At 65.6% G+C, this 25,146-nt stretch carries 30 protein-coding genes; 20 read left to right on the top strand and 10 right to left on the bottom strand.

The annotated features are described in order from the left end of the window. Positions 1-94: 94 nt before the first annotated feature. Both IAQ70_RS04035 and IAQ70_RS04030 read left to right on the top strand, forming a co-directional pair. Positions 95-562 (top strand): SRPBCC family protein, encoded by a 468-nt coding sequence (locus tag IAQ70_RS04035; RefSeq protein ID WP_190988028.1) that lies wholly within the window; start codon positions 95-97, stop codon positions 560-562. An 88-nt stretch (positions 563-650) separates the two neighbouring features. After that, positions 651-980, top strand: coding sequence for a hypothetical protein (locus tag IAQ70_RS04030; RefSeq protein ID WP_190988027.1), 330 nt, complete (start codon positions 651-653; stop codon positions 978-980). Here the strand turns inward: IAQ70_RS04030 and IAQ70_RS04025 are convergent. After that, the gene (locus IAQ70_RS04025) at positions 977-1,294 is read right to left on the bottom strand and encodes a hypothetical protein (protein WP_190988026.1); all 318 of its coding nucleotides are present in this window, start codon (positions 1,292-1,294) and stop codon (positions 977-979) included. The genes IAQ70_RS04030 and IAQ70_RS04025 overlap by 4 nt on opposite strands. Before the next feature lie 274 nt (positions 1,295-1,568). Between IAQ70_RS04025 and IAQ70_RS04020 the strand changes: the two genes are divergently transcribed. Further along, on the top strand, positions 1,569-1,952 hold the full coding sequence (locus tag IAQ70_RS04020; RefSeq protein WP_190988025.1) for a VOC family protein: 384 nt from the start codon (positions 1,569-1,571) through the stop codon (positions 1,950-1,952). A 191-nt stretch (positions 1,953-2,143) separates the two neighbouring features. Here the strand turns inward: IAQ70_RS04020 and IAQ70_RS04015 are convergent, their stop codons facing one another. Then, on the bottom strand, positions 2,144-2,725 hold the full coding sequence (locus tag IAQ70_RS04015) for a dihydrofolate reductase family protein (protein ID WP_190988024.1): 582 nt from the start codon (positions 2,723-2,725) through the stop codon (positions 2,144-2,146). Between the two features lie 188 nt (positions 2,726-2,913). Here IAQ70_RS04015 and IAQ70_RS04010 point away from each other — a divergent pair, with 188 nt between their 5' ends. Further along, positions 2,914-3,414, top strand: a complete 501-nt coding sequence (locus IAQ70_RS04010) for a mycothiol transferase (protein ID WP_190988023.1) — start codon at positions 2,914-2,916, stop codon at positions 3,412-3,414. Between the two features lie 13 nt (positions 3,415-3,427). Further along, entirely contained in the window at positions 3,428-4,345 is a 918-nt protein-coding gene (locus tag IAQ70_RS04005) for an alpha/beta fold hydrolase (RefSeq protein WP_190988022.1), read from the top strand. A 66-nt stretch (positions 4,346-4,411) separates the two neighbouring features. On the opposite strand, the gene IAQ70_RS04000 is transcribed toward IAQ70_RS04005, so the two are convergent. Continuing rightward, positions 4,412-4,861, bottom strand: coding sequence for an ester cyclase (locus IAQ70_RS04000; RefSeq protein WP_190988021.1), 450 nt, complete (start codon positions 4,859-4,861; stop codon positions 4,412-4,414). Positions 4,862-5,080: 219 nt separating this feature from the next. On the opposite strand from IAQ70_RS04000, the gene IAQ70_RS03995 reads away from it, so the two are divergent. The 3 genes from IAQ70_RS03995 to IAQ70_RS03985 all read left to right on the top strand — a co-directional run bounded on the left by IAQ70_RS03995 (position 5,081) and on the right by IAQ70_RS03985 (position 8,022). Then, positions 5,081-6,028 (top strand): 2-hydroxyacid dehydrogenase, encoded by a 948-nt coding sequence (locus IAQ70_RS03995; protein WP_190988020.1) that lies wholly within the window; start codon positions 5,081-5,083, stop codon positions 6,026-6,028. Between the two features lie 266 nt (positions 6,029-6,294). After that, entirely contained in the window at positions 6,295-7,506 is a 1,212-nt protein-coding gene (gene fdhA / locus IAQ70_RS03990) for a formaldehyde dehydrogenase, glutathione-independent (protein WP_190988019.1), read from the top strand. Between the two features lie 177 nt (positions 7,507-7,683). Next, on the top strand, positions 7,684-8,022 hold the full coding sequence (locus tag IAQ70_RS03985) for a cupin domain-containing protein (protein ID WP_190988018.1): 339 nt from the start codon (positions 7,684-7,686) through the stop codon (positions 8,020-8,022). Between the two features lie 41 nt (positions 8,023-8,063). On the opposite strand, the gene IAQ70_RS03980 is transcribed toward IAQ70_RS03985, so the two are convergent. The 3 genes from IAQ70_RS03980 to IAQ70_RS03970 are packed head-to-tail and all read right to left on the bottom strand — an operon-like array spanning position 8,064 to position 10,840. Then, on the bottom strand, positions 8,064-9,080 hold the full coding sequence (locus IAQ70_RS03980) for an aldo/keto reductase (RefSeq protein WP_190988017.1): 1,017 nt from the start codon (positions 9,078-9,080) through the stop codon (positions 8,064-8,066). Between the two features lie 56 nt (positions 9,081-9,136). Next, positions 9,137-9,937, bottom strand: coding sequence for an SDR family oxidoreductase (locus tag IAQ70_RS03975; RefSeq protein WP_190988016.1), 801 nt, complete (start codon positions 9,935-9,937; stop codon positions 9,137-9,139). A 21-nt stretch (positions 9,938-9,958) separates the two neighbouring features. Beyond that, on the bottom strand, positions 9,959-10,840 hold the full coding sequence (locus IAQ70_RS03970; protein WP_190988015.1) for a helix-turn-helix transcriptional regulator: 882 nt from the start codon (positions 10,838-10,840) through the stop codon (positions 9,959-9,961). A 192-nt stretch (positions 10,841-11,032) separates the two neighbouring features. Here IAQ70_RS03970 and IAQ70_RS03965 point away from each other — a divergent pair, with 192 nt between their 5' ends. Next, positions 11,033-12,541 (top strand): MFS transporter, encoded by a 1,509-nt coding sequence (locus IAQ70_RS03965; RefSeq protein ID WP_223858764.1) that lies wholly within the window; start codon positions 11,033-11,035, stop codon positions 12,539-12,541. A gap of 5 nt (positions 12,542-12,546) precedes the next feature. Here IAQ70_RS03965 and IAQ70_RS03960 read toward each other — a convergent pair whose 3' ends face one another. Next, positions 12,547-13,080: a hypothetical protein gene (locus IAQ70_RS03960; RefSeq protein ID WP_190988013.1), complete on the bottom strand. Its 534-nt coding sequence runs from the start codon at positions 13,078-13,080 to the stop codon at positions 12,547-12,549. A gap of 268 nt (positions 13,081-13,348) precedes the next feature. Here IAQ70_RS03960 and IAQ70_RS03955 point away from each other — a divergent pair, with 268 nt between their 5' ends. Next, positions 13,349-14,023, top strand: coding sequence for a DUF1345 domain-containing protein (locus IAQ70_RS03955; protein WP_190988012.1), 675 nt, complete (start codon positions 13,349-13,351; stop codon positions 14,021-14,023). Positions 14,024-14,450: 427 nt separating this feature from the next. Beyond that, positions 14,451-14,549: an SHOCT domain-containing protein gene (locus tag IAQ70_RS03950; RefSeq protein WP_190988011.1), complete on the top strand. Its 99-nt coding sequence runs from the start codon at positions 14,451-14,453 to the stop codon at positions 14,547-14,549. A gap of 108 nt (positions 14,550-14,657) precedes the next feature. Here IAQ70_RS03950 and IAQ70_RS03945 read toward each other — a convergent pair whose 3' ends face one another. Beyond that, on the bottom strand, positions 14,658-15,461 hold the full coding sequence (locus IAQ70_RS03945) for an IclR family transcriptional regulator (RefSeq protein ID WP_407682555.1): 804 nt from the start codon (positions 15,459-15,461) through the stop codon (positions 14,658-14,660). A 118-nt stretch (positions 15,462-15,579) separates the two neighbouring features. Between IAQ70_RS03945 and IAQ70_RS03940 the strand changes: the two genes are divergently transcribed. From IAQ70_RS03940 to IAQ70_RS03900, 9 genes are all read left to right on the top strand, one after another. Further along, positions 15,580-16,083 carry a tripartite tricarboxylate transporter TctB family protein gene (locus IAQ70_RS03940; RefSeq protein WP_190988010.1) on the top strand — a complete coding sequence of 168 codons (504 nt, stop codon included), beginning with the start codon at positions 15,580-15,582 and terminating at the stop codon, positions 16,081-16,083. A gap of 2 nt (positions 16,084-16,085) precedes the next feature. Beyond that, positions 16,086-17,588: a tripartite tricarboxylate transporter permease gene (locus IAQ70_RS03935; RefSeq protein WP_190988009.1), complete on the top strand. Its 1,503-nt coding sequence runs from the start codon at positions 16,086-16,088 to the stop codon at positions 17,586-17,588. Positions 17,589-17,648: 60 nt separating this feature from the next. Beyond that, positions 17,649-18,653, top strand: coding sequence for a tripartite tricarboxylate transporter substrate binding protein (locus tag IAQ70_RS03930; protein ID WP_190988008.1), 1,005 nt, complete (start codon positions 17,649-17,651; stop codon positions 18,651-18,653). Between the two features lie 30 nt (positions 18,654-18,683). Next, positions 18,684-19,313 (top strand): RraA family protein, encoded by a 630-nt coding sequence (locus tag IAQ70_RS03925; protein ID WP_190988007.1) that lies wholly within the window; start codon positions 18,684-18,686, stop codon positions 19,311-19,313. Between the two features lie 21 nt (positions 19,314-19,334). Beyond that, on the top strand, positions 19,335-20,114 hold the full coding sequence (locus IAQ70_RS03920; RefSeq protein ID WP_190988006.1) for an NAD(P)-dependent oxidoreductase: 780 nt from the start codon (positions 19,335-19,337) through the stop codon (positions 20,112-20,114). A 79-nt stretch (positions 20,115-20,193) separates the two neighbouring features. Then, positions 20,194-21,531, top strand: coding sequence for a TRAP transporter large permease subunit (locus IAQ70_RS03915; protein ID WP_190988005.1), 1,338 nt, complete (start codon positions 20,194-20,196; stop codon positions 21,529-21,531). 10 nt (positions 21,532-21,541) lie between these two features. Next, complete coding sequence (locus tag IAQ70_RS03910) at positions 21,542-21,796, top strand: hypothetical protein (RefSeq protein WP_190988004.1); 255 nt, start codon at positions 21,542-21,544, stop codon at positions 21,794-21,796. Then, positions 21,793-22,782 carry a cyclase family protein gene (locus tag IAQ70_RS03905; protein WP_190988003.1) on the top strand — a complete coding sequence of 330 codons (990 nt, stop codon included), beginning with the start codon at positions 21,793-21,795 and terminating at the stop codon, positions 22,780-22,782. Before IAQ70_RS03910 ends, IAQ70_RS03905 begins: the two co-directional genes overlap by 4 nt. A 176-nt stretch (positions 22,783-22,958) precedes the next feature. Then, entirely contained in the window at positions 22,959-23,723 is a 765-nt protein-coding gene (locus IAQ70_RS03900; protein WP_190988002.1) for an SGNH/GDSL hydrolase family protein, read from the top strand. 49 nt (positions 23,724-23,772) lie between these two features. On the opposite strand, the gene IAQ70_RS03895 is transcribed toward IAQ70_RS03900, so the two are convergent. Together IAQ70_RS03895 and IAQ70_RS03890 are read right to left on the bottom strand one after the other, a co-directional pair. Beyond that, entirely contained in the window at positions 23,773-24,207 is a 435-nt protein-coding gene (locus IAQ70_RS03895) for a YkvA family protein (protein WP_317983569.1), read from the bottom strand. After that, the gene (locus IAQ70_RS03890) at positions 24,204-24,938 is read right to left on the bottom strand and encodes an SDR family NAD(P)-dependent oxidoreductase (RefSeq protein ID WP_190988001.1); all 735 of its coding nucleotides are present in this window, start codon (positions 24,936-24,938) and stop codon (positions 24,204-24,206) included. The genes IAQ70_RS03895 and IAQ70_RS03890 overlap by 4 nt, the downstream gene beginning before the upstream one ends. Between the last annotated feature and the right edge of the window lie 208 nt (positions 24,939-25,146).

The following is a 25,146-nucleotide window of genomic DNA, read 5'->3' as shown; positions in this document are numbered from 1 at the left end:
AGCTCCCGGGCGGCGTTAACGGGTAATGAACACAACATGGATTGTCCGGCCGGGGTCTGGCGGATTCCCGCCCCTGCCCGCTTATGATGGCCGCATGTCATCCTACGAAGTCACCCGCAGCGCCTTCATTCCTGCCTCGCCGGAAGAGATTTTTCCGCTGGTAAACAGCTTTCTTGAGTGGACAAAATGGTCGCCCTGGGAGAACGTCGACCCGGAAATGGACCGTTCGTACGCGGGCAACGATGCCGGCGTCGGAGCCCGCTACGCCTGGAGCGGCAACCGCAAAGCCGGCAGCGGCAACATGGAGATTGTTGAGTCGGACTTTCCCGGGAGCATCAAGGTGCGGCTCGAATTCACGAAGCCGTTCAAAGCAGTGAACCCCACCTCGTTCACGTTTGCACCGGCCGACGGCGGCACCCGGGTCACGTGGCGGATGACCGGCGAGAACAAAGGGCTGGCGAAGGTTTTTGCCCTGGTTGTGAACATGGACAAGATGGTGGGCGGCGATTTCGAGCGCGGGCTGGCGGCGCTGTCCACGGCCGCGACAGCCGGCAAAGCCTGACCCTGGGCCGTTTCCGGTTCTAGCTGTCGAGGATCTGCTCGGGCGCTCACCCGTGGCGATCGGGGCACCACGCGCCTATGGTGGTGCCATGTCCAATTCTTTTGCGTCCTTTGTGGAGACCTTCAAGAACGTCGGCGTAGCCAGGGCATACGGCCAGCCCGTCAATGTCGGCGGGGAAGAAATCGTCCCCGTGGCCCTGGTGTCGTTCGGGTTCGGCGGCGGGGGCGAGGCCGGGGACGGGGCCTCCGGCGGCGGCGGCGGTGGCGGTGGCGTGGTGCTGCCCCTTGGTGTCTACGGGAACGCCGGCGGCCGCGCGGAGTTCCGGCCCAACACCGTTGTCACCTTGGTCTGTCTGGTCCCGGTGATCGCCGTCCTCGGCGCCGCGGTCCGTGGGGCGATCCGCGCAGCAAGGTCCTAGCGGGCGGAACGCCGGTTGCGCGCCTGGCGCGCCAGCCGGATGAATCCGTAGACGAACACTGCTTCGATGAGGACCATCAGTCCCAGCAGCAGCCACTGGCGTTGGGCGATGAAAACGACCGTGCCGGTGAGCACCAGCGTGGTTCCGAGCGCCAGCGCGTACACGGCGAATCCGAGGGCGACCTTCGCGCTGCGCACGCCCGTGCTGAAGCCGAAGCCCGCCGGTTCGCCGCCTGGACGGCCGGGCACGCTGTCCGGGCGGGCGGGCTTGACCTTGTCGAATTCCTCCCAGAGGTCCGGGTCCTGGTTGCTCATGGTTTCATTATCCCGCTCCGCTCTACCGCTACACCCCTGCAAAGGGGGCGGCTCAAACTAGGGTATTTCGGTCTGTCCCGGTTCGTTCGATAATGGCCACATAACCTTCGGGGACCCTCGCGCCAATGATGGCTGGCGGGGCGTGGCAGAGTCCCAGGTGGCCGTTTGAGCACTTGGCGGACGGGCGGCCACGCGGCCCCGGACAGAGACGTCCCGGGACGGCACCCCAGGGGTCATCGCCATCATGCAGAAACAATGCACAAAGGAATTCATCATGCTCAACGATTCAGAGATCATGGCTGTCCTTCCCGCGAAGGACCTCAACAGGGCGAAGGAATTCTATCGGGACAAGCTGGGACTGGAGTCCTCCGACGTCTCTGGGGACGGCAGCTTGCTGTTCAGCGGCGGAAAGGGAACGAGCTTCCTCGTCTACGAGACCGAGAATGCCGGGTCAGCCAAGAACACCCAGATGGGCTGGGAAACAGACAATCTGGAGCGGGAGATGGAGGAACTGCGCGGCCGCGGCGTGGTTTTTGAGGACTACGACATGCCCGGGTTGAAGACGGAGAACGGCGTGGCCACCAATGACTGGGGGAAGGCCGCGTGGTTCCTGGACAGTGAAGGAAACATTCTCGTCCTCTCCCAGCGCGCGAAGTAGCCGCCGGACCTGAGAACGCCAGCCACGGGCCGCCCCTGCCGCTAGCACGGGGCGGCCCGTTCGGCGCCGGGTGGGAAACCGCCCTAGCCCGTTCGGCCGAGACACCGAAGGCAGGCGGCAGGGCTTAGGGCACCCGTGGGCGCCAACGCCCCGGCCGAAAGAGGCGGGCTGGGATCCAGTGCCGGCGCCACTCAGGCTGCCTGGTAGGTCGCGATGACCACGCCGGTGCTGGTGATCACACTGCTGGTGAGCCGAAGCTCCGACGATGGGCCGCCGTCCGGGAAGAGGCGCCGCCCGGAACCGAGGAGCAGCGGGTGGATCAGCAACACGTATTCGTCGATCAGGTTGCGGCGCCTCAGCGACTGGATCAGCTCCCCGCTGCCCAGAATGGCGATGTCGGGCCCTGGCTCGCTCTTGAGGGCGGCCACTGCCTCGGCGGCGTCCCCGTGGAGCAGCGTTGAGTTCTGCCAGGTCAGGGGTTCGGTCAACGTTCTCGAGGCAACGTACTTTGGGACGTTGTCCAGGACCTCGGTGAAGGGATTGTCCTTTTGGTGCGGCCAGTAGCCAGCGAAGTCCTCGTAGGTGCGCCGTCCCAGCAACAGGGCACCAGTGTGCGCCATCCCCTCTCCCATCACGCGTCCCATGACGGGGTCGTTGTAGGGCAGCGCCCAGCCACCGCGCTGGAAGCCTCCGCGGGTATCCTCGTCCGGACGGCCTGGTGCCTGCATCACGCCGTCCAGCGAGATGTTGTTGGTGACGGTCACTTTTCTCATGCCAATTCCTTTCAGGCTGGCCGGCCCGATTGGGGGAGCGGGGAGGGAGCCACCGCGATTCACATGCTGGCCTTCGGCGTGCACGGCGTCAAGGCTGTCCCGGCATGGGACGCACCCCGTCTATCCGCAGGTGGCGCGCGCGTGTAAGCATGGGGGCTTAGCGGGAATGTCGGATTGAGGGAGACCTGATGAAATCCAACGAAGTGCTGCTGGACGCCTTCGGCCGGGTCCGGGAAAACGTGGAGGCCACGCTTGAAGGGCTCGACGACGGGTCCCTGGCCCGGCGGCCGGCGGGAACCGGGAACTCGATCGCATGGCTGATCTGGCACCTCGGCCGGGTGGCGGACGCGCAAGTAGCCTCTGCCGCAGGCTTGGACCAGGTGTGGACGTCGCAGGACTTCGCCGGCCGTTTCGGTCTGCCCCTGACAGAGCGCGACACGGGTTACGGTCACTCCAGCCACCAGGTCGACGCCGTGCAGGCGGCGCCTGAACTGCTGCTGGAGTACTACAACGCCGTCCACCGTCAGACGGTGGAGTTTGTAAACACGCTCACCGACCAGGACCTGGATCGGATCGTTGACAAGCGCTGGGACCCGCCGGTCACCCTCGGCGTTCGGTTGGTCAGCACCATTGCCGACTGCCTCCAGCACGTAGGCCAGGCCGCCTATGCAAAGGGTCTGAAGGCTTAGGGAAGGGGAGCCCATGGCTCATGCCGAAGCCGTACTCCACGACGGCTCCATCATCACCGTCACCATCCAAGGTGACGGTCCCGCCATCCTGCTGCCCGTGAGCCTGGCGACCCACACAGCGGCGGAGGCGGAGACGCTGCGCCAGTGGGGAGCAGACCCGGACCTCGGCCCAAACCTCGTCAACGGGCTGGCCCGCGCCAACCGCGTGATTGCAGCCGATTACGAAGCACACCGGATGGCCAATCCGGCGCCGCAGACCCTCACCCCGGAGAACCTCACGAAGGATTTCCTGGCCATTGCCGATGCCGCCGCCGTGGACCGTTTTGCCTACTACGGCTACTCCTGGCTGGCCCTCAGCGGCCTGCAGCTCGCACTCCGCACTGACCGGCTCCGGGCGCTGGCCATGGGCGGCTTCCCACCGGTGGAAGGTCCGTACCGGAGCATGCTCGCCGTCACGCGGGCAGCGCACGCCTTCTCCATGCAGGCAGCCGCCGAACCGGCAGGCCCCTTGCCGGAACCGGAGCCGGGCGACTGGGACTCGGCGTCGGTACAGACCACCGAGGCGCAGACCCAGCAGTTCGTCACCCTGTACGAAACACTGCAAGACTTCGACGACGGCGGCGCTGTGCTGTGGAGTGACCGGCTGGGGGCGGACGAGCCTGCGCCGCGCCGGCTCCCGGCAGACCTGCATTGCCTCGCATTCGCCGGCGCCGAGGATCACATCGACTACAAACCGGTTTGGGGAGGCGTGCGGGTGGCCATCGGGGAGCCGCTGGCAAGGCATCAGGGTGCGCTCGCCGAGGCAGGGTGGGACGTCCGGATCCTGCCGGGCTTTGACCATATGGGTGCGATGCACAGCGCTGTGGTTCTGCCGATCCTGACCGACTGGCTGGCCAAGGCGGGCTGGGTGACCCCCGGCGCGCGTGAGTGATATTCGACGACGAGCGGCGGCTGGCGGGCAACGCCGCCGGTGCCCGCCAGCCGGTTCCAGCGTCCTTCAGTGGCTGGACATGTGCCTTGTCATTGATTCAGGAAGCAGTCCGAGCTGCCCCATGAAATCCAGCTGGTCGAAGTAGAAGTGGTGGGTTTTGATGACTCCTGCTTCGACATGGATGATGTCGCAACTTCGGACCGTCACCTTCTTTCCCGTGGGCTGCAAGGTCTCTCCGGTGGCCATCTTCATCGCCCCGGTGTTGGTGCCGGTGACGACGCCTTCATCGATCGCCACGTTGCCGGTTTCGTATTTTTCCCTGGACTCATAGCTGAGGTCCGGCATGGCGTCCCAGAGCTGGAAAAGGTAGCCGGTGACCCGGTCGCGCCCGGTGATCTCGCCCTCGTCGGGGGTAAAGGCCACGGCGTCGTCGGCGTAGCACGCCGCCAGCGCCTCTTTGTCGCGTGCATTCATGGCATCTGTTGCGCGGTCCATGACCTCGCGTGCCTGTCCCATTTTCGACCTCCATTTCTACTCGGGCGGCCGCACGGAAGCGTGGGCCGCTTCGTGGTTTTGGCTCCTGGATGAGGCGCCAATTCAAGTACATGCCCGCCGCCAGGGAGTGTCAACGAACGGGTCTACCCTCGCGGCGGGTTGCCCGAATGACGGTGCAGAATCAGCCGCTGCCGGAGGCAAAGCTGGTTAACTGTCAGGGAGTCGAGAGAAGGAGCCCGCATGTCCGGTTTGATTGCGATACGGAACCTACGGGTGAGCCTGCCCAGCCAGGAGCTGGCGGACGCGGTGGAGCCGCCCGCCGCCGTCGAACTGTTCCTGTGGGACCTGACCGGCGATGCGCCGGCGGACCAGTTCGACCTGGTGGTGCCGCCCTACATGGGGAAGCCGGACGCACTCACGGCGCTCGCCGGCATCGAAGTGGGGCTGGTGCAGAGCCAGGCGATTGGGTACGACGGCGTCGCGGCGGTTCTTCCCGCCGGGTGCCGTTTTGCCAACGCTGCGGGAGTGCATGAGACATCGACGGCGGAACTTGCGGTGGGCATGATCATCGCCAGCCAGCGGGGGATCGCGGAGTTTGCGCGGAATGCGGCGACGGGAACCTGGGACCACGGGCAGCGCCCCAGCCTGGCGGACCGGCGGGTGCTCCTGGTGGGCTATGGAGGAGTGGGGAAGGCCATTGAGGCCCGGCTGCTGCCGTTCGAAACTGAGGTGACGCGGCTTGCCAGCCGGGCCCGGGACGATGAAGGCGGCAAAATTTACGGGATTGATTCCCTGTACGAGCAACTGCCGCTGCACGACATCGTGGTGGTCAGCGTTCCCCTGGACGAGCAGACCCGGCACCTGGTGGATGGCAAGTTCCTGGCGGCAATGCCGGACGGTGCGCTGCTGGTGAACATCGCACGCGGTCCGGTGGCGGACACGGACGCCCTGCTCCGGGAGACGTCAACGGGCCGGCTGCGGGCTGCCCTGGACGTAACGGACCCGGAACCGTTGCCGCAGGACCATCCCTTGTGGACCGTGCCGGGCGTGCTGATCACGCCTCACGTTGGCGGCGCCAGCACGGCCATGCTGCCCCGGATGGCGCGGCTCATCCGCAAGCAGATCGGGCTGCTGCAGGCTGGCAAGGAACCCGTGAACGTGGTGCTGGGCGGAGGCGCCGGGCGCTAACGGGCGCTGCGGAGGTCAGATCATCCGGCGGCTTCTCCAGACCGAAGAACCCCTCAAGGGTGGCGCACCCGTAGCGGGGGAGGAGAAAGGGGGCGCGGGCTATGGCCCTTTCTGAGGGGCATGCCTAGACTGGCCAGACCTCCGACGGCAGGAAGACATCCAGCTGCTCAGGACGTGGGCAGCCCCTGCACCCGGAGGTCCATCGCAACACTTTATGATCCGCCGCGCCCCTACCGGGAGCGCTGCGCTGACAAGAGGAGAGCATGATGACAGGGAACAAAGCCGTTGCCTACAAGGAGCCCGGCAAGGTCGAGGTGATCGACATCGACTATCCAACCTTCGAACTCAAGGACGGTCCGGGCGTCAACCCGGCGAACGTCGGGCGTGCCGTACCGCACGGGGTCATCCTGAGGACCGTGGCCACTAACATCTGCGGTTCTGACCAGCACATGGTCCGCGGGCGCACCACGGCGCCGGCCAACCTGGTGCTCGGGCACGAGATCACGGGCGAGGTGGTTGAAGTGGGGCCCGGCGTCGAGTTCATCAAAGTGGGGGACATCTGTTCGGTGCCGTTCAACATCTCCTGCGGCCGGTGCCGGAACTGCAAGGAACGTAAAACGGGCATCTGCCTGAACGTGAATCCGGACCGGCCGGGCAGTGCCTATGGATACGTGGACATGGGCGGCTGGGTCGGTGGCCAGGCCAACTACGTCCTGGTTCCCTACGCGGACTGGAACCTGCTGAAGTTCCCGGACAAGGACCAGGCCCTGGAGAAGATGATGGACCTGACCATGCTGTCGGACATTTTCCCCACCGGCTTCCACGGGGCGGTTTCCGCCGGGGTGGGCGTCGGTTCCACGGTGTATGTGGCCGGCGCGGGTCCGGTTGGCCTCGCAGCGGCCACGAGCGCGCATTTGCTCGGTGCCGCCGTCGTGATTGTGGGGGACCTCAACGAGGACCGGCTGGCGAGGGCGCGCAGCTTTGGCTGCGAAACGGTCGACCTCACCAAGGGCGGCCCGGCGGAGCAGATCGAGCAGATCCTGGGTGTACCGGAGGTGGACTGCGGCGTCGATGCCGTGGGCTTCGAGGCGCGCGGCCACGGCCACGACGCGAAGGAAGCACCCGCCACGGTGCTGAACTCGCTGATGGAGATCACCGCGGCCGGCGGCGCCCTGGGCATTCCGGGGCTGTACGTCACCGGCGATCCGGGCGGAATCGACGAGGCTGCCAAGACCGGTTCCCTCAGCCTGAGCCTCGGCACGGGCTGGGCGAAGTCGCTCAGCTTCACTACCGGCCAGTGCCCGGTGATGAAGTACAACCGCCAGCTGATGATGGCCATCCTGAACGACAAGGTGAACATCGCCAAGAACGTCAACGCGAAGGCGATCAGCCTTGAAGACGCTCCGAGGGGCTATGCCGAATTCGACGCCGGTGCAGCCACGAAGTACGTCCTCAACCCGAACGGCTATCTCAGCTAAGGCGAAAGGCCCCTGCATCAAGTCATGACGAACGCCGTGGGCACCTTCTCTTTCGAAGGTGCCCACGGCTCTTCGACGTCGGCAGGCAAGTGAGCTGCTGCCGACAACCGGGCTGGGTTCCTTGACTTTTTATGCGGCCCCGCGACGGGGGGAGTGCATTGTGGGTACGGTGTCCTCATGCAGAAGATATCGATAGAGGCCCTGGCCCGCCAGCAGATCACAGCCGCCGTGGCGGCCTCGAGCGGACGCGCCGCCGACACTGCTTACGGCGGGCATGAAAAGAGGCTCCGGCAGACGGTCATGGCGTTTCGCGCGGGCACGCAGCTCAGCGAACACCAGAACCCCGGCGAGGCCACGGTCTACGTCATCAAAGGGTCGGTCAGGCTCCGGGCCGGAGCCGAGTCCTGGCAGGGTAAGGCGGGGGATCTCCTGATCGTGCCGGACGGGCTGCACAGCCTTGAGGCAGACGAGGACTCGGCGGTGCTGTTCACGGTGGTCAAGACCGACCGTCCCTGATTCGGGTTTGCCGGCCCAAACTACCTGACCCTGCCGCGGCGTCAGCGGCGGCGTGCCGCGGCAGTCAGTTCGTTGGCGCCGTAGCTGTTGTCGTCGGGATTCAGCGTCAGCCCGGGGGCAACCAGGCCGTCGATCCGGTCGAGAACCTCGACTGACAGCTTCACGTCGGCCGCGGGCAGCTGGGACTCGAGCTGATCCATCGTGCGGGGCCCGATGATCGCGGAGGTGACCCCCGGGTGGTTGATCACAAAGCCGAGGGCGAGGTCAATGAGGCTGATTCCAGCTTCCTCCGCGACACGCGCCAGTGCATCGACAACCTCGAGCTTCTGCTGGTTGGCGCCGCTCGTCATGTCGAAGCGGGCCTTCGGGCGTGCCGCCGAGGTGGGGGTCGGTGCGGTGTCCTTGCGCCACTTGCCGGAGAGCCATCCGCCGGCCAGGGGGCTGTAGGTCAGGGTGCCCATGCCATGGCGTTCTGTGGTGGGCAGCACGTCCTGTTCGATGCCGCGGACAAGGATTGAGTACGGCGGCTGTTCGGTGACGAACCGGGCGAGGTTGCGCTCACGGGAGGCGACCTGCGCTTCGACGATTTGGCTGCCGGAGTACGAGGAGGATCCAATGTACCGGACCTTGCCTTGGCGGACCAGGTCCGTGAGGGCGCCCAGGGTCTCCTCGACGTCCATCACCGCGCTGGGACGGTGTACCTGGTACAGGTCGATGTAGTCGGTGCCGAGGCGCCGGAGTGAGTTCTCCACCGCCTGCATGATCCACTTCCGGGAGCCGCCGCTGCGGTTGGGTTCTTTTCCCATCGGCATGAAGAACTTGGTGGCGAGCACGACGTCGTCGCGCCGGCCCCTCAGGGCCTTTCCAACGATCTCTTCCGATTCACCTGCCGAGTAGACATCGGCCGTGTCGATGAAGTTGATGCCGGCGTCCATTGCACGGTGGATGATGCGGATCGAGTCGTCAACGTCCTTGTTGCCCCAGGCGCCGAACATCATCGTGCCCAGGCACAGCGGGCTGACTTCGACTCCGGTCCGTCCCAAGAGGCGGTATTCCATGATTCTCCCTGTCTGTTGCGTGCTGTCCGTGCGGGCGCTGAACCGGGTATCGGTTGCTATGCCTGGTGATTTGCTGCCCGGTGATCTGCGCCCGCCGCTCGGAGATCTTTACGTACGCGGTCCGGTTCAGCTTCGGCCGGCATGTTCGCTTGGTCCCGTACTCCGTCGGGCGAACCCACCGGATCCTTGTCCAAGGCACCGAAGACGGGGTCCAGGTCATCCTGAGCGGGTCCGTGCTCGGCGACAAGTTCGAACGTCAGGTGATCGGATGCGTCTGAGGCGAGGCTGTCGACCAGAACCCGGGCGATCTGGTGACGGGCGATGGCGCCGTCCGCCGGACTTCCGGCGTGGCGGGTATCGCCCTGCAGCAGTGTGATCACCAACTGGTCGTCATCGTTGTAGTCGAACCAGCCGGGGCGGACGATGATGTAGGCATTGCCGCTGGCCCGGACCAGGCGTTCGCTGCGCCGCTTCCAGTCGTGGGTCCCGCCGCGCCGGGTCACCCCGATGGCTGTCATGAGTGCAATGCGCACGCGCCGGCCACCGAGTGCCTCGAGCACGTTTTTTACGGCGCCATAGTCCACCGCTTCCGCTGCCGCGGCATCGCCGTACGCGGAGCCTTGGGTGAAGACGACGGCATCAACGTCAGCGACGGCGTCGGCCAGCGTCTCGGCCCGGGTCAGGTCGCCCACTGCTTTCTCAGCGGCAGCGTCGAGCCGGCCTGCGCGCGCGGCGTCCCGCACGAGGGCCCGCGTCGTGTAACCCTGACGTACTGCCTCCGCCACGACGTGGCGGCCGACGCTTCCGGTCGCACCGACAACGAGCACGGTGCGGGGTTTTTTCAAGTTCTGTGCCATGGTGCTCTTTCTCGGAGGATGTCAGCGCTCAGTCGAGGCGGTGGCGGGGAGTTCGCTGGCGGTGGTTGCCGCCCAGCTGGCGAGCAGGCTCAGGCGTTCGTCGCTGGCTGAGCCGGGCTCGGCCGTGTAGGCGAACATTGTCCAGCCAGGATTGGCCGGCAGTTCCATCGCCTCATAGCTGAGCTCGAGGTCCCCGACGACGGGGTGGTGGATGCGCTTAAGACCGGTTCGGTGGAACCGGACGTTGTGGGCGGCCCAGCGGGTGCGGAATTCCTCGCTCCGGGTTGCGAGCTCACCGATCAGGTCCGAGAGACTGCGGTCGTGCGGCTGCCGGCCGGCGTAGCCGCGCAGGGTGGCGACGACGTCGTTGGCGTTCTGTTCCCAGTCCGGGAAGAACGTGGGCGCTTCAGGGTTGAGGAACAGAAAACGCGCGGTGTTCGCGGGCTGAACGCGGTCCGCAAGGACGGGGGCGTAGAGGGCGCGGCCCAGCGGATTGGCCGCGACGAAGTCCATGCGTTCGTTGCGCACCCAGGTGGGGGCGCCGGTGATGGCATCCATGAACCGTTGCAGGCTGGGCCGCAGCTCCTGCTCTTTGGCTGCGCGCTTCCGGCGGGCCGGCCCGGGCCGGGCGGCGCGGGCGAGCGCAAAGAGGTGCGCGGTCTCGGCTTCGTCAAGCCTGAGGGCGTGCGCGATGGATTCGAGCACTTCATCAGAGACGCCGGTGAGATTGCCGCGTTCCAGGCGGGCATAGTAGTCCACACTGACCGACGCCAGGGTGGCCACTTCTTCCCGCCGGAGACCCGGCACCCGCCGGTTGCTGCCGACAATCAGGTTCACCTGTTCAGGCGTTACCTTGGCCCGGCGGGATCGCAGGAATTCACTCACATCATTTCGGCTGTCCATGCTCTCAGGCTACGGCCGACCCCCGGCGGGTGGGAGGGCCTGACAGTACACCCCTTCAGGCCGGCCGCCTGCTGAAGGGTGGTCTGCCCGTACCTGGAACAGGGGCCACTCCCGCGGTTTCTCCCTCAGTGGTGAAGTGGATACGCAGGCATGTGGACAACTGCCGGCGATCCGCCAATGAGAAGGACAACCTTGAACACCACCACAGCCTCGCCGCCCACCAACGTCCGCCCCACGGCGATCCTGGCGATCATCCTCGTGGGCTACTTCATGATCATCCTGGACAACTCGATCATCTTCACCGGCCTGCCCAGCCTTCAGGCCGAGCTCGGCCTGTCACCGACCGGATTGTCGTGGGTCCAGAACGCGTACACGCTGGTGTTCGGCGGGCTGTTGCTGCTCGGCGCCCGTCTCGGGGACGTCCTGGGCCGGCGCCGGGTGTTCATCGCGGGCCTGGCGTTGTTCGCCTTCGCGTCCCTCCTGATCGGAGTCGCCCCCAGCGACTGGTGGCTGGTTGCTGCCCGGGCACTTCAGGGAATCGGAGCCGCCGTCGTCGCGCCCTCCTCGCTGTCGTTGCTGACGGCGACGTTCGCCGCCGGCCGGGAACGCACCCGCGCGGTGGGCGCCTATGGCGCTGTTGCCGGCATCGGTGCCAGCCTGGGCCTGGTGGTCGGCGGCGCGCTCGCGGAATGGGTTTCGTGGCGGGCGGGCTTCTTCGTCAACGTGCCCATCGGCGTTGCCATGATCTTTGCCGCGGTCAAATACATCCCTGAGACCCCGCGCTCGTCCGGCCGCTTCGACGTGTTCGGTGCGGTGGCCTCGACTCTGGGCATGGGCGCCCTGGTCTTCGCCATCGTCCACTCGGTCGAGGCCGGCTGGGCGGCACCTGAAACGATCACCGCCCTGGCCGCAGCCCTTGTACTCCTCAGCCTGCTGGTGCTCAACGAGCGGAGGGTCGAGCAGCCCATCATGCCGCTGCACCTGTTCGCCAGCCGGGAACGGGCCGGCGCCTACGCGGCCCGGCTGCTGTTTGCCGGCACCATGATCGGTTTCTTCTTCTTCACCACCCAGTTCCTGCAAGGGGTCTACGGCTACAACCCCTTGCAGGCCGGCGTTGCTTTCTTCCCCATGACGGTGGTGAATTTCTTCGTTGCACTGGCTGTCCCACGGCTCACGCACCGATTCGGCAATGCATCCCTTTTGGCTGCCGGGCTCGCCCTGACGCTGGCGGGCATGACCTGGCTCAGCACCATCACGGCGTCCACCCCGTACCTCACCGGGGTCGCGCTGCCGCTGGTGCTGATCGGCGTCGGTCAAGGCCTCGGATTCGCCCCGCTCACCGCCGCGGGCATCGCAGGCGTGAGCACCCGCGACGCCGGAGCCGCCTCCGGTCTGGTGAACACCTCGCACCAGCTCGGCAGTGCCCTGGGCGTCGGTGTCCTGGTGGCGGCCTCAGCCAACGCGGGATCACTCGCCGGGAGCGTCGCCGTCGCCTATGCCGGCGGATCGATCATGCTGGCCGCCGCCCTGCTCGCGGCACTGGTGCTGATCGTCCCCGCGGAACGCATGGCGCGCCGCGACTCCAGAAGGCGAGGGGAGGCCCGCGAGGACGCTCCTGAACACGAATTGCAGGAGCGTCCGGCTGCTTACTGCAGGGTGCGGGTTAGCGTTGAGGGTCTCGACAGGCCCGACCACCGCTAGTGGTGCTACTTCGGGCAGCTCAGGTCCGGATTGTAGGCCGCGAACATGCCGTCCGGGTTGTCCCGCCATACCCACGCATGGAGCGCGTAGGAGCCGGGGAACGGCCCGTCCTCGAAGTCGAGGCCGGCAAGCGAAGGCCGCTCGGCCGCGGTCGATATGAACTCAGCGGCTACCAGCTTGTACCGCCCGTCCTCATTCGGCATGTACACGAGAACTTCAGGCTTTCGGGCCCGGGTCTTGTCATCGATCAGTTCCTGCTTCGCGTAGTGGAAGCCCATGGCCCCGCCGGGATGCTCGATGCACTCGGTAATTTTCTGGTAGCCGTCAGCCTCCGCGTTCTCCAGCCAGCGATAGTCGTCGGTCACGTGGCGCAGGATCCTGACCAGTCGGCGCTGATCGTCATTGTTCCGCCAGTCGGCGCTGTGGTCCGAGTCCCCGTGCCCGGGTCCGCCATGGGCGACCGCAATTCCGGGAGCAAGTCCCATGGCTAGGACTGTGGCGGCGGCCATCGACAGTAGCCTCGTCTTGGTGCGATTCATTGTTGATCTTCTACCCCTCTGAGACCAATATTTTCTGTCCAAAGGATACGAAGCGTGGAAAGAGAGTCTTCCACCTTCGTTGAGATGCCGGCCGTTTTCCCCGGGAACTGCCGGTGAACGAGCCGCCCGGACAGGTAATCGTCCATCGACTTGAGCGGCGTTTCCAGTATGCTCCTCCGGCAAAACGCGGCGCTACGCTACGGGCGGGTAGTAGGGGGCGTGGCCGCCAGCCGCTGTTTGTTCTATGACTGAATGGGATGATCGACCTATGAATGCACCTGACAGGGCCGGCCCGGAGTGGCGTTTCAACAGGCCGGTCCATCGTTCGCGCCTGCGGGTCGTGGTGATGGTCATTGTGGGCCTGGGTACGGCTCTGGTCGTGGGGGCCTTGTTGAACTCCTGGGCGTACGCGCCAGCGATGGGCTGGGCGGCGGCGTCACTGACCTATCTCATCTGGGTGTGGGCCGTCGTCGGGCGGCTGCAGGCGGAAGCCACGGCGGCCCACGCGCGGCGCGAAGATCCGGGAAGGGGCGCCTCCGATGCACTCGTTTTGAGTGCCACGGTGGCGAGTTTCGCCGGGGTGGCCCTCATTCTGCTGGACGCCTCCAATGCCGAAGGGGGCACGAAGGCGGCCATCATCTCGATGGCTCTGGGGAGTGTGGCGTTGTCCTGGTTCCTGGTCCATACGCTCTTCACCCTTCGCTATGCCTCCCTCTACTACCGGGACAGGGCCGGTGTGGACTTCAACGAGGACAAGCTACCGCGCTACCTGGACTTCGCTTACCTGGCTTTCACGGTCGGCATGACCTTCCAGGTCTCGGACACAGACCTTAAGACAGAAGCGGTACGCGCCACCGTGCTGCGCCAGGCGCTGCTGTCCTATCTGCTGGGAACTATCGTTCTGGCCACCACCATCAACCTCGTCGCCGGCCTGATCCACTAGACAGCGAATGCGGGACGGACTACGCAGGCAGACGCCGGGGCTGAAATGACCGCCTTACGCGTGCCGACGGCAGCCAAACCTCCGAGGGATGTTCAATGCCTGTTCGCAGGGCTATCCTCGGCAGATGAACCAGCATGCGGCTTCTACAGAGCCCGGCGGATACCTGTTCGCGTTCAGCTTCACCCGGGGGTGGCTTCGGGTAGCTGGGTCGGGTGCAGTTGCATCTGGAGCGGTAATTTCAGTCCTGGCAAATGCAACAGAGCCATTTCGAGCCCCCTTGGGAATCGCGTTAGGCGTCCTTGCGATTACCCTGCTCATCGCGATTGCCGTCAAAAGCTCACCGCCGGGGCGGATGCCGGAACCAGCACGGACCGAGGCCCGCGCGGGCCATCGAGCAGTGCTTGGCAACATGCGGGGCAGAAGGTCCGTGGCGGCAGAACTGGCTCTCCTCGCAGAGCTCCATGCGAAGGGCGCACTCTCTGACGACGAATTCAGCGCCGCCAAGATCCGCACTCTTGGATACTGATAATTCAGCAGTTCCTGCGATTGCCCATCAACCTCGTCCCGACAGGAGAACCTTCTGCGGCGGGCTTGTCGCTGCTGCCCACGGTGGAATTCGGCGGCGAGCCCTGAGCTAGTAGACGGATCCTTCGAGGAGCTCTGAAAGCCGCCCGGCCGCGCGTCGAAGCTCAGGGATCCCGGCTTTCAGCGTGGCTTCGCTTGCTGCCTCCACGGGGCTCGTGAGGGAGATGGACTCACTCGGCCGCCCCGCCCTGTTCGGCACCGCGACGGCCACAGACAAGACTCCTGTGGCCCGCTCATCCGCAGAGTAGGCGTAATCGGCGCCGGGCTCCGGCAGCCGGGACCGCAGGACTTCGGCGGTTAAGCCGGCGTCCTCCTGGCCGGCCGCGATCGCCGCGGACACCGCTTGCCGGAGCTCGTCGTCGGACGCCGATGCAAGCAGGATCTTGCCCGCCGCGCCGAGTGTGAGGGGCAGCCGCTTGCCGAGCGGGAGGTCGTAGCGCAGCGGAGCTTCGCCGTCGACGCGGGCCACCAGGATGCGCTCAAATCCAAGGCGGGTATACAGCGACGCGGTAAGCCCGGTCTGCGAGGCGACCTGCTGCAGGACGGGACGGGCGGAGACGACGAGGGGGTCGTTCTCCAGGAAGCTGCGGGCGGCGGGCAGGACCGCCGGTCCGATCCGGTAGGACTTGTCCGTCTGGCTGACCATGCCGAAGTCCTGGAGCACGCGGAGGATCCTCAGCGTCGTCGGCAGGCTCATGCCGCAGGTCCTGGCCAGATCGCTGAGCCGCTGGGGGCGCTCCGCGCGTTGGAGCTCAGCGAATACCTCCATGGCCCTCGAGAGCGAGCGCATGTTCGAGGCCTTCGGGCCGTCTTCCGCGGAACTGCCCGAGTGTGTGGAGGTCACCGTCGTCATCCTTTCATTCTATGTAACTCCACGCGCTTGACAGTGGATGTGTCTGCTGTCACTATTTCTCTGTACGCAACATAGTTTCATTCTATGAAATGAAATACGGAACCCAGTAAGGAACCCGATGACAACGGAGTCACTCATGACGAAACCGGAAAGTGCCGCACGAGTGGCTCCTTCCGTGCTGACGGGCATCGGCGCGTTTACCGCCGTCGGCCTGTATGTGCTGGTCAGCTCGGCCTCCCTGGGCCTCTGGACCAGCCTCGGTCCCGGCCCCGGACTCTTCCCCTTTGCGATGGGCGGAGTGCTGGTGAGCATGTCGGCACTCTGGCTTGTCCAGGAGCTGCGCCGGCCCAGTGCGGCGGCCGAAGGCATCGACAGGGGCGTTGTGATCAGCGTGGTGGTCAGCCTAGTTGTCCTCGCGTTGCTCATGGACCTGCTGGGCTTCCAGCTGAGCATGTTCCTGTTCCTGCTGTACCACCTGAAACTGCGCGGGCAGCGCACCTGGCTGTCCTCGCTGATCATCGCCCTCGCCGGAAGCGTCGGCGCGTTCTATGCCTTCAACTATGGCCTGAACGTTGCGCTTCCCGTCTCGGCATTTACACCGTTGAACCTGATCGGATTCTGAACGTGGACACCCTCAACGAACTGCTCGGCGGCTTCGCCGCCGCTATGACCTGGCAGAACCTGATTTTTGCCTTCCTGGGCTGCCTCCTCGGCACCATCATCGGTGTGCTTCCCGGCGTCGGACCTGTAGCCGGCGTCGCCCTGCTTATCCCGCTCACCTTGAATCTGGATCCAACCGGCTCAATCATCATGCTGTGCGCCATCTTCTATGGCACCCAGTACGGCGGAACGATTACCAGCGTCCTGTTGAACACCCCCGGGGAGGCATCCTCTGCCATCACCACCATCGACGGCTACGCGATGACCAAGCTCGGCCGGGCCGGGGCCGCACTGACCCTGGCAGCCGTCGGATCCTTCGTTGGCGGAACCGTCGCCACCATCGGCCTGGTCGCGGCCGCCAAACCGCTGGGTGAACTGGGACTGCTCGTCGGGCCGCCGGAGTTCTTCGCCCTGATGGTCGTCGGTATCTCCCTGCTTGTTGCCCTGGCCGGAAAATCCATGGTCAAAGCCCTCATCTCCGGAGCACTGGGCCTGCTCATCTCCATGGTCGGCATCGACCCCGTCGCCGGGGCACCGCGCTTCACCTTTGGGATGGACCGGCTCCTGGACGGCGTCAGTTTCGTGGCCGTCATCGTCGGTGTGTTCGGGCTCTCCGAGATCCTCTCCTACCGCAAGAACTCGAAGACGCCCCTGGTGCACGCCCCCGGCATGCGCTCGCTGCTCCCGTCACGTACTGAATGGCGCCGCAGCGCCCCGGCCATGGCACGCGGCACCGGTGTCGGCTTCGGCTTGGGCCTCATCCCCGGCATGACCGGATCGGTATCCTCCCTGCTGTCCTACGCCGCGGAAAAGAAGTTCTCCCGCTTCCGCAATGAACTGGGCAAGGGCGCGGTGGAAGGCGTGGCAGGTCCGGAAACGGCAAACAACGCCCATGCCAACGCGGCCCTGATTCCGCTGTTCACGCTCGGCATCCCGGCGTCCCCCACCATCGCAGTGCTGATGGGCGCATTCCTCCAGCAGGGCCTTACTCCCGGGCCCGCCCTGTTCACCGAGCATTCCGACATCGCCTGGGCCATCATCGCCAGCCTCTTCATCGGCAACGTGCTTCTGCTGCTGCTCAACGTCCCCCTTGTCGGCCTCTGGACCTCCATCCTGCGCGTCCCCACCCCTATCCTGACCGCCCTGATCCTGCTGTTCATGGTCATTGGTGCCTACACCATCAACTTCGACGTCTTCGACGTTTTCGTGATGATCGGCTTTGGTCTGCTTGGTCTCGCCCTGAGGAACCTGGACATCCCGCTCGCACCGATGGTCCTCACCCTGGTACTCGGGCCGCTGATGGAGCGTTCATTGCGCGAGTCGCTTGAGATTTCCCAGGGCGACTTCAGCATTTTCACCAGCCGTCCCATCTCGGCAGTCCTCATCGGTCTGGGAGTGCTGATCATCTGCAGCCCCCTGCTTAAGGTCCGCAAACCCAAGGCCCTCACCGAGGACCCCGAAGCCTGACCCTCCTGCCCACCCACCCGACCAACCGCACCCCACGTATCTCTTCAAAGGAGAAGAACCATGAAAACCCGTTCACGCATCGGCACCGCCCTCGCAGCCGCAACCCTGATCGCCCTTACCGGCTGTGGCGCCAACGCCGGAGCCAAAACCGCCTCCGCTGACGATTTCCCGAAGAAGGGCAAATCCATCGACCTGGTCGTCGCCTTCTCCTCGGGCGGCGCGGTGGACACGGCTGCCCGGCTGATGCAGCCCATTCTGGAAAAGGAACTCGGCACCAACGTCGAAGTCATCAACAAGCCGGGCGCCGGCGGCCAAATCGGCTACACCCAGCTGACCAGCGCCAAGCCCGATGGATACACCATCGGCGCTACCGGTTCGCCGTCGGTCGTCGTCTCACCCCTGGATCCCGCCCGCGGCGCTAAGTACACCCGCGACACCTTCCAGCCGCTCGGCCGCCAGGTAATCGACCCCACTGTCATCGCTGTGCAGCCCGACAGCCCCTACAAGACGCTGAAGGACCTCCTGGACGCGGCCAAAGCCAACCCGAAGTCCATGACGGCCAGCACCACGGGGCTGCAGACCGGCGAACACTTCGCCCTGGCGCAGATCCAGGAAGGCACCGGCGCTGAATTCGCCCCGGTCCACTTCTCCGAAGGCGCTTCCCAGGCCACCACCGCGTTCCTCGGCAAGCACGTGGATATCCTCGTCGCCAACGTCAGTGACGTGACCGACCTGACCAAGCAGGGCAAGGCACGCGTCCTGGGCGTCATGACGTCCGAGCGGGCACCCTCACTCCCGGAGGTCCCCACGTTCAAGGAATCAGGCTACGACCTCGAAGCCGGCACCGCCCGCGGCTACTCCGCCCCGGCCGGGCTGCCCGAAGCCGTCACCAAGAAACTCGAAGCCGCCATCCAGAAAGCCATCGAAGACCCCACGGTCAAGGAAAAGATGAGCGCCCTTGGACTGCAGACCAGCTACCTCTCCGGCGATGACTACAAGCAGTTCTGGGCCGGACAGGAAGAGGACTTCAAGAAGGTCCTCCCGCTGGTCCAGAAAAAAGACTAACCATCCCGCTACCCGACGGAAGAAAAAACCATGACAACCCCAGCACTTGCCACCACCGACGCCGACTTTCCCCGCCCTGACAGGGATGTCGTGGAGCGGCTCGCCAAGCTCCCCGCGGCCAACATCGGCGATGCCGTGGACCGCCTCGGCGTGGCGCACTCCGCGATCCAGGCGATCTGGCCCGGAGCCCGGCTGGCCGGGCCCGCCTTCACCGTGTGGACACGTCCCGGGGACAACCAGGGCATCCATAAGGCGCTCGAGCACGCCCGGCCCGGAGACGTCATTGTTGTCGCCGGCGGCGGGGATGAGTCGCGCGCCCTTCTCGGGGAACTCATCGGCGAGCGCGCCATCAACCTCGGCATTGCCGGTTTCGCATTGGACGGGGCAGCGCGCGACGCCGAGGCGCTGGCTGAAATCGGCATGCCCGTCTTTGCCCGGGCTACTACACCCGCGGGGCCTTACAAGAACGGACCCTTCCGGCTGGGAACGCCGCTCGCCTTCGGCGGCGTGCCTGTTCTTCCGGGCGACGTGATCATCGGCGACTCGGACGGTGTCGTGGTCATTCCCCGCGAACAGGCGGCCGCCGTAGCCGACGCTGCGGAAGCAGTGTTCACGGACGAAACCAGCCGCCGGCAAGCCATCGTCGCTGCCCGCCACTAAGCAAGAAAGACAGAGAAAATCATGACAGCGTGCACCGTCATAGGCCTCGGCGAGGCCGGAGCCACTTACGCTTCGGCACTCATCGAAGCCGGCCACCAGGTCACCGGGTTTGACCCCGTTGCCCCGTCCACTCCTGCCGGCGTCACCCGTGCAGCCACCGCAGCCGAGGCCTGCGCCGGGACTGACATCGTCCTGGTCATGACAGGAGCCGCCGCAGCGCGGAGCGTCGCGCAGGAATGCCTTCCGGTCTTGGAGCAGGGCAGCTGCTATGCAGACTTCACCTCTTCCTCGCCGGGCGTCATGAACCAGCTCGGCCAGCTTCCCACCAAAGCCGACTTCGCCGACGTCGCGATCCTCGGCCCCGTCTCCGCGCTGGGGGAGAAGACTCCCCTGATGGTGAGCGGGCCAGGGGCACAGGCAGTTGCCGATCTGCTGGCCCCGTTGGGTGTGGAGGTCGAGATTGCGGAGGGGGAACCCGGTGCGGCCATGGCACACAAGCTCCTGCGCAGCGTCCTGATGAAGGGCCTCGCCTCCGTCGTCGTCGAGGCCGTCACGGCGGGTAAGGCGGCCGGTCTCGAAGAGTGGATCCGGTCCCAGATCGCAGGCCAGCTGGCCGGCGACGGCCAGGCAGTCATCGACAGGTTCCTTACCGGCACGGCCAAGCACGCAGTCCGCCGTTCCAAGGAAATGCAGGACACCGCGAGCTACCTCTCCGACCTCGGAGTCCCGGCCGAGATGACCACCGCATCGGCCGCCGCCCTCGCCCGCATGGCGCAGGAAACTGCGCCGGCCTTGCGCTGACCCAACACTGGGGCACAATCATGAACAGGAAGCACATGACTAACCACACCACCGGCACTCCGCCATCAGGAGCAGCAGCATGATCGGCATTTGGGCACTTGGGGCCTACCTGACCGTCATCCTGCTGTGGACCACCCTGATCAAGCGCAGCGTGGGGGAGGCCATGATCCTCGGATTCCTGGTTGTGCTCCCGTTCACCGGTGCCGCAGCAGGCCAGATCGGGTGGACGGCACTGTACTCGGCCATCACCGACGAAATCGTCTACGCAACCATGGCGTTCGTTTTCATGGGATACCTGCTGGACAAGACGGGCGTGCTCGACCGGCTGATCGACCTCCTCAACGCCCTTATCGGCGGAGTCAAAGGCGGACCGGCATGGGTGTCCACCGTGGCGTCGGCGGGCCTGGGCGGGGTAGTCCACAACCAAGCCGCCATCGCGGCGACGGTCGGGTCGGTCACCATCCCCTGGATGGAAAAGTCCCGGCTGGACAAGCCCTCTGCGGCAACACTTGTGGCCGGCAATGCGGGCATGGGAATCACTTTTCCGTTCAGCGCTTCGATGTTTGTCCTCGTCGGGTCCGCCACAGTGGGGCCACTGCTGGACATCAATGCGCTCGTCCTGCCGCTGCTGTTCGGTGGTTTGTGGTGCTTCCTGCACCGGCTCATCGTTACCTGGCTGCTGGTCCGCAGAAGCGGGATGACACCGCTGGACGCCGCACACCGTCTCTCTGTGGGTTCAGCGTTCGGCCGCGGCTGGGCCACCCTGCTGCTGTTCATCGTGGTGGCCATTCCGCTGGTCATGACCACCGGCGCCACCGCCAGGGCGCTGTCGGACTGGACCGGCGGGGACATCACCAAATCCGTCAGCGTCATCATCTGGATCCCGGTGGTCCTGATCATCACCGGCATCCTGCTGGGCCGAAGCAAGCTCCCCCGCGGCGGACGGGCCTGGTGGGCGCTCCTGCAGAGTTCCGCACCCCGTTTCGGCATCGTCGGCATCACAGTGGTCTTCGCCTTTGCAGGAGCCAACGCGCTGGCCGCAACCGGTTTGCCGAAGCAGATGACCGCACTGTTGAACGGGATGAACCTGCCCCTCTGGCTCCTGGCGATCCTGATCGGCCTGATCGTCATTGCGGTGGCCGCGCCCCTGTCCGCGACCGCGACCATGGCCGCCGTCGGAACCGTGGGTGTCGCTACGCTTGTCGCCGCCGGAGTACCGGCAACCACCGCGGCCGTGGCCGTCCTGGTCTTCTCATCCTGCGAGGCCGCAGTCCCGCCGGGAGGGGCTCCGTTGTACGTCGCCTGCGGCATCGCGGACGTAGATCCGATTAAGACGTTCGCCCGGCTGCTTACCCACTACGCGTTGCCGCTGCTCGGCATCGGCGTCCTGATCATTCTCGGCATCCTGCCCATCTAAGGAACACCACATGCATAAGATCCGAAGGGCCATTGAATTCATCTTCGTCCTGACCCTGGCAGCACTCCTCCTGGGCGGAGTGCTGTTCGTCATCGGCCAGGCCGTGGCTTTGATCGCAGGCCAGGGGGGCTGGCTGGAACTCCTCAACGAAGCGGTCAAAACGCCGATGTGCATTGCCGCCTCCGCCTGCGCGGTTGCGGGTTTCCTGCTGAGCTACAGGCGGCATCAGAACCAGGAGCAGCCACAGAAAGCAGGGGCGCGGTGACCTCTCTTGGCCGGGACGCAACATATCCATCCTTCGCAGCCCTGCTGGAAAGGGAGGGCGCTCTGGCGGGGACCTCCTGGGGCTTGTTTCCGGAACCAACCCGCGGAACGCCGTCGTTCATCACAGAGGGCGCGGTGCTGGAAGCCAAGAACTGCATCAGAACCGGCACGGCCCTTGGGCTGGACTATCCGGCCGATGCTTTCGACCCCGGAATGTCGCTCAAGCGCGGAGCTCCGCGGCACACCATCTACTCTTCGCACCCGGCGCACCGGGACGACTACCTTGACGGGTACTACCTTCAGGGATCCACCCAGATCGACGGGCTGCGGCACCGCCGGGCGGACGACGTCGGCTTCTACAACGGCACCCCTGACGAACGGATCACCGAAGGCACGCCGGATCTCGGCATCCAGGAATGGGCAGACCTTCCCATTGTTGGCAGAGGAGTGCTGGTGGACCTTGAAGGATTCCGCACCGGCCAGGGCGCCCCCATTGACCATGCCGCAGGTGAGCCCCTCGGCCTCGACCTGATCGAAGCAGCAATCACCGCGCAGTCCCTCAGCCTCCGGCACGGGGACATCCTCATGCTTCACACCGGCTGGTGCGAATGGTTCCTGGGCCTGGGGCCGGAGGAAAAGCATAGGATCCGCGATAGCCGCCGGGCCACTGGGATTGCCCAGTCGGAGGGCTTTGTTGCCTGGGCGTGGGACCACCGCCTGGCCCTTCTTGCTGCCGACAACTTTGCCTTCGAGTGCCTGCCCGCCGTGCCCGCGAGCCCCTACCTGGGTTCCGCACCCAACGACCACGGCATGATGCACCAGCAACTGCTCGCCAAACTCGGCATGCCCCTGGGTGAGCTGTGGCGGCTTGGCCCGCTTGCCCGCCACATGCGCAGCGCCGGCCGGTGGGATGCCTTCATCACCGTCAAACCGCTGAACATCACCGGCGGCACCGGGTCACCCGCGAATGCCACGGCTCTGATTTGATCGGGCGCCTTGGCCTCGCGGACAGCAACTCGTCCTGACCACCCCGGGCTGAACTTCGGCATCCCGCATGCAAGGGATTTCCGACCGTGGATCGGCTACCTTCAGGCAGTCGGGTTAACATGGATATTTCACGGATTGCGTTAGTTTTCCTGACCGCCGGGATCTTGGAGGGGTGGATGAAGGGGTCGTCGCCGCGCGTCCTCGCCGTGATGAAGGCATCCGGTGCTGCGATGCTCCTTCTTGTGACCAGCGCATGCACCACTGCCAGCGCTCAGGGGCAGGCCGGGCCCGCTCAACCAATCTCAACGGGCACCGCACAGGTCGCAGTCGAAACGAGCGGACCGGCTTCAGGGCCCGCCGACACCACGGTCAGGGTTGTCGTGATCGGGGACTCCCTGAGCACGGGGCTGGGAACCTCGCCGGAGCAGGCGTGGCCAGAGCTTCTTCAGTCGGCACACCTGTCCAACCAGCAGACGGTGCAGGTCACCAATGCGGCAGAGAACGGCAGCGGCTACCTGGTTGCCGGTGATGACGGGGACACGTTCGCCATGGAAGTCCAGGCAGCAGTCAGCCCCCACACGGACGTGGTTGTTTTTTTCGGGTCCGACAACGATACGGGGGCCGGGCCGGAGGAACTCCGGGACGCTGCTGTCCTGACCTTCGCCGCCGCCTCGTCCCTGGCCCCCGACGCGGTTCTGGTGGCGGTCGGCCCGCCGTCCGGCAGCGAGGAGACAGATCCGGGGTTAGCCGACGTACGAGACGTCGAGGCCTCGGCGGCGCAGTCCATGGGCGTGAATTTCGTCGATCCCATAGCCGAGCAGTGGTTCAGCGGACGCGCCGACGTCCTGCTGGGACCGGACGGTGAACACCCGAGCGCTGAGGGGCAGGAGTTCCTGCAAGAGAAGATGGAGCAAATTCTGTCCGCTGCCGTGCAGGACTGAACGTCCGCACCACGAAAAGCCTGCCCACGATGGAACAGGCCTGTGGCCGCTACGTCAAGTGACGGGGTGCCGGAAGGCCCGCGAGGCGTTCGACGACGGTAAGCCCGGCGGGACTTCCAGGCCAATGACGCCTTAAGGCGTCCGGACCCGCGGAGCGAATCACGGAGCGAAGAACCAAGGCCATGATGATCACGTCATCGGCGTAGCCGATCAGCGGCAGGAAGTCCGGGACCAGGTCGATCGGGAAGGCCAAATATCCCAGCAGAAGGAACAACTTGATTCGCACGCCGCGCGATACGGATGTATCCGCGGCCAGGCGTCTGAGAACGCGCAGCACGTCCGGCAGCAGCCGCAACGCATCACGCGTCCCCACTGTCTCTGGGTGACGCCGAGCGTAGGCCCACAAAGCCAGCAGAAGCATGGCGTAAACGGCACCCAGCCCGGCAAAGGCACCCAGAATAATTTCCCACCACTGAGCGTTCACGTCAGTCGTTCTCCCGTGAGACGGGCCAGATAGTCGAGGAGCTCGTCCTGCAGGTGTTGGTCCAGAGCGGCAGGATGCGCCTTGTCCCGGCGCTGGTGGTGCCAATAGCCGCCGCTGGTCAGTGCCTCGGGGTCATCGCTGGTGGCCAGCCACTCCTGGGTAACGTGCCCGAGTCGGAGATCGTCCGGAGCGCCGGGGCCGCCCATCTTGGTCGGCACCCAGCCCGGATCCACGGCGTTGCTGAGAACCTCAGGCCATAACCGGGCGACTGCCGCCGCGAGGGCGGTGACGTAAAGCTTGCTGTCCGAATAGGACACCCGGGGCGCACCGCCGGCGCCGGCTCCGTCGCGGAAGCTGCCCGCGTGGCCGCCGCGGTGCATCCCGCTGCTGAGGTAGATCAGCCGGCGTGGGCGGTGAATGAGGACTGTCAAAAGGTAAGGCGCCGCGACGTTGACCTGAAAAATATCGGGACCGCTCAGCACGCCAGCGTTGTGGATGACGGCGTCCACAGGGCCGCTCCGGTTCACCTGGTCCGCGATGTCCCTGGTTTGCGCAGTGTCCGACAAGTCGCCGACCACGGTCGCCGCGCCGCGGTCAGCGAGCTCCTGCAGTGCGCCCAGCCGTCCGGCGCTGCGTGCATGCACGATGACATGGTGGCCACCGTCCAGGAGGGACTGCGCCGTGGCCAGTCCGAGTCCGTCGGTGGAGCCGGTGATGAAGATGCGCGCCATTAGTCCTCCCTTTTCTGCGCCCAGATACTCTCACAGTACGTTCTGCGCGAGGCACCTGAGCGCCCGGCACAACCAGGGTTTTCGTGGGCGGGTCGGGGAGGGGCACTGTCGCACCTGATGCGGAGGTGCTTCACTGGGAGATACGACGGCGGCCCTGCCGCGTTTCGCCGCCACCGGAGGTGCCCGAATGCGCAAGATCATCCTGACG

This window comes from Pseudarthrobacter sulfonivorans, from assembly GCF_014712225.1.
Lineage (GTDB): Bacteria > Actinomycetota > Actinomycetes > Actinomycetales > Micrococcaceae > Arthrobacter > Arthrobacter sulfonivorans.
This window is presented reverse-complemented; position numbering and strand designations above follow the sequence as displayed.

Coding starts and splice junctions, on each gene's coding strand:
- IAQ70_RS04035 (WP_190988028.1), top strand. CDS start 95: ATGTCATCCTACGAAGTCACCCGCAGCGCCTTCATTCCTGCCTCGCCG.
- IAQ70_RS04030 (WP_190988027.1), top strand. CDS start 651: ATGTCCAATTCTTTTGCGTCCTTTGTGGAGACCTTCAAGAACGTCGGC.
- IAQ70_RS04025 (WP_190988026.1), bottom strand. CDS start 1,294: ATGAGCAACCAGGACCCGGACCTCTGGGAGGAATTCGACAAGGTCAAG.
- IAQ70_RS04020 (WP_190988025.1), top strand. CDS start 1,569: ATGCTCAACGATTCAGAGATCATGGCTGTCCTTCCCGCGAAGGACCTC.
- IAQ70_RS04015 (WP_190988024.1), bottom strand. CDS start 2,725: ATGAGAAAAGTGACCGTCACCAACAACATCTCGCTGGACGGCGTGATG.
- IAQ70_RS04010 (WP_190988023.1), top strand. CDS start 2,914: ATGAAATCCAACGAAGTGCTGCTGGACGCCTTCGGCCGGGTCCGGGAA.
- IAQ70_RS04005 (WP_190988022.1), top strand. CDS start 3,428: ATGGCTCATGCCGAAGCCGTACTCCACGACGGCTCCATCATCACCGTC.
- IAQ70_RS04000 (WP_190988021.1), bottom strand. CDS start 4,861: ATGGGACAGGCACGCGAGGTCATGGACCGCGCAACAGATGCCATGAAT.
- IAQ70_RS03995 (WP_190988020.1), top strand. CDS start 5,081: ATGTCCGGTTTGATTGCGATACGGAACCTACGGGTGAGCCTGCCCAGC.
- fdhA (WP_190988019.1), top strand. CDS start 6,295: ATGACAGGGAACAAAGCCGTTGCCTACAAGGAGCCCGGCAAGGTCGAG.
- IAQ70_RS03985 (WP_190988018.1), top strand. CDS start 7,684: ATGCAGAAGATATCGATAGAGGCCCTGGCCCGCCAGCAGATCACAGCC.
- IAQ70_RS03980 (WP_190988017.1), bottom strand. CDS start 9,080: ATGGAATACCGCCTCTTGGGACGGACCGGAGTCGAAGTCAGCCCGCTG.
- IAQ70_RS03975 (WP_190988016.1), bottom strand. CDS start 9,937: ATGGCACAGAACTTGAAAAAACCCCGCACCGTGCTCGTTGTCGGTGCG.
- IAQ70_RS03970 (WP_190988015.1), bottom strand. CDS start 10,840: ATGGACAGCCGAAATGATGTGAGTGAATTCCTGCGATCCCGCCGGGCC.
- IAQ70_RS03960 (WP_190988013.1), bottom strand. CDS start 13,080: ATGAATCGCACCAAGACGAGGCTACTGTCGATGGCCGCCGCCACAGTC.
- IAQ70_RS03955 (WP_190988012.1), top strand. CDS start 13,349: ATGAATGCACCTGACAGGGCCGGCCCGGAGTGGCGTTTCAACAGGCCG.
- IAQ70_RS03945 (WP_407682555.1), bottom strand. CDS start 15,461: ATGACGACGGTGACCTCCACACACTCGGGCAGTTCCGCGGAAGACGGC.
- IAQ70_RS03940 (WP_190988010.1), top strand. CDS start 15,580: ATGACAACGGAGTCACTCATGACGAAACCGGAAAGTGCCGCACGAGTG.
- IAQ70_RS03930 (WP_190988008.1), top strand. CDS start 17,649: ATGAAAACCCGTTCACGCATCGGCACCGCCCTCGCAGCCGCAACCCTG.
- IAQ70_RS03925 (WP_190988007.1), top strand. CDS start 18,684: ATGACAACCCCAGCACTTGCCACCACCGACGCCGACTTTCCCCGCCCT.
- IAQ70_RS03920 (WP_190988006.1), top strand. CDS start 19,335: ATGACAGCGTGCACCGTCATAGGCCTCGGCGAGGCCGGAGCCACTTAC.
- IAQ70_RS03915 (WP_190988005.1), top strand. CDS start 20,194: ATGATCGGCATTTGGGCACTTGGGGCCTACCTGACCGTCATCCTGCTG.
- IAQ70_RS03910 (WP_190988004.1), top strand. CDS start 21,542: ATGCATAAGATCCGAAGGGCCATTGAATTCATCTTCGTCCTGACCCTG.
- IAQ70_RS03900 (WP_190988002.1), top strand. CDS start 22,959: ATGAAGGGGTCGTCGCCGCGCGTCCTCGCCGTGATGAAGGCATCCGGT.
- IAQ70_RS03890 (WP_190988001.1), bottom strand. CDS start 24,938: ATGGCGCGCATCTTCATCACCGGCTCCACCGACGGACTCGGACTGGCC.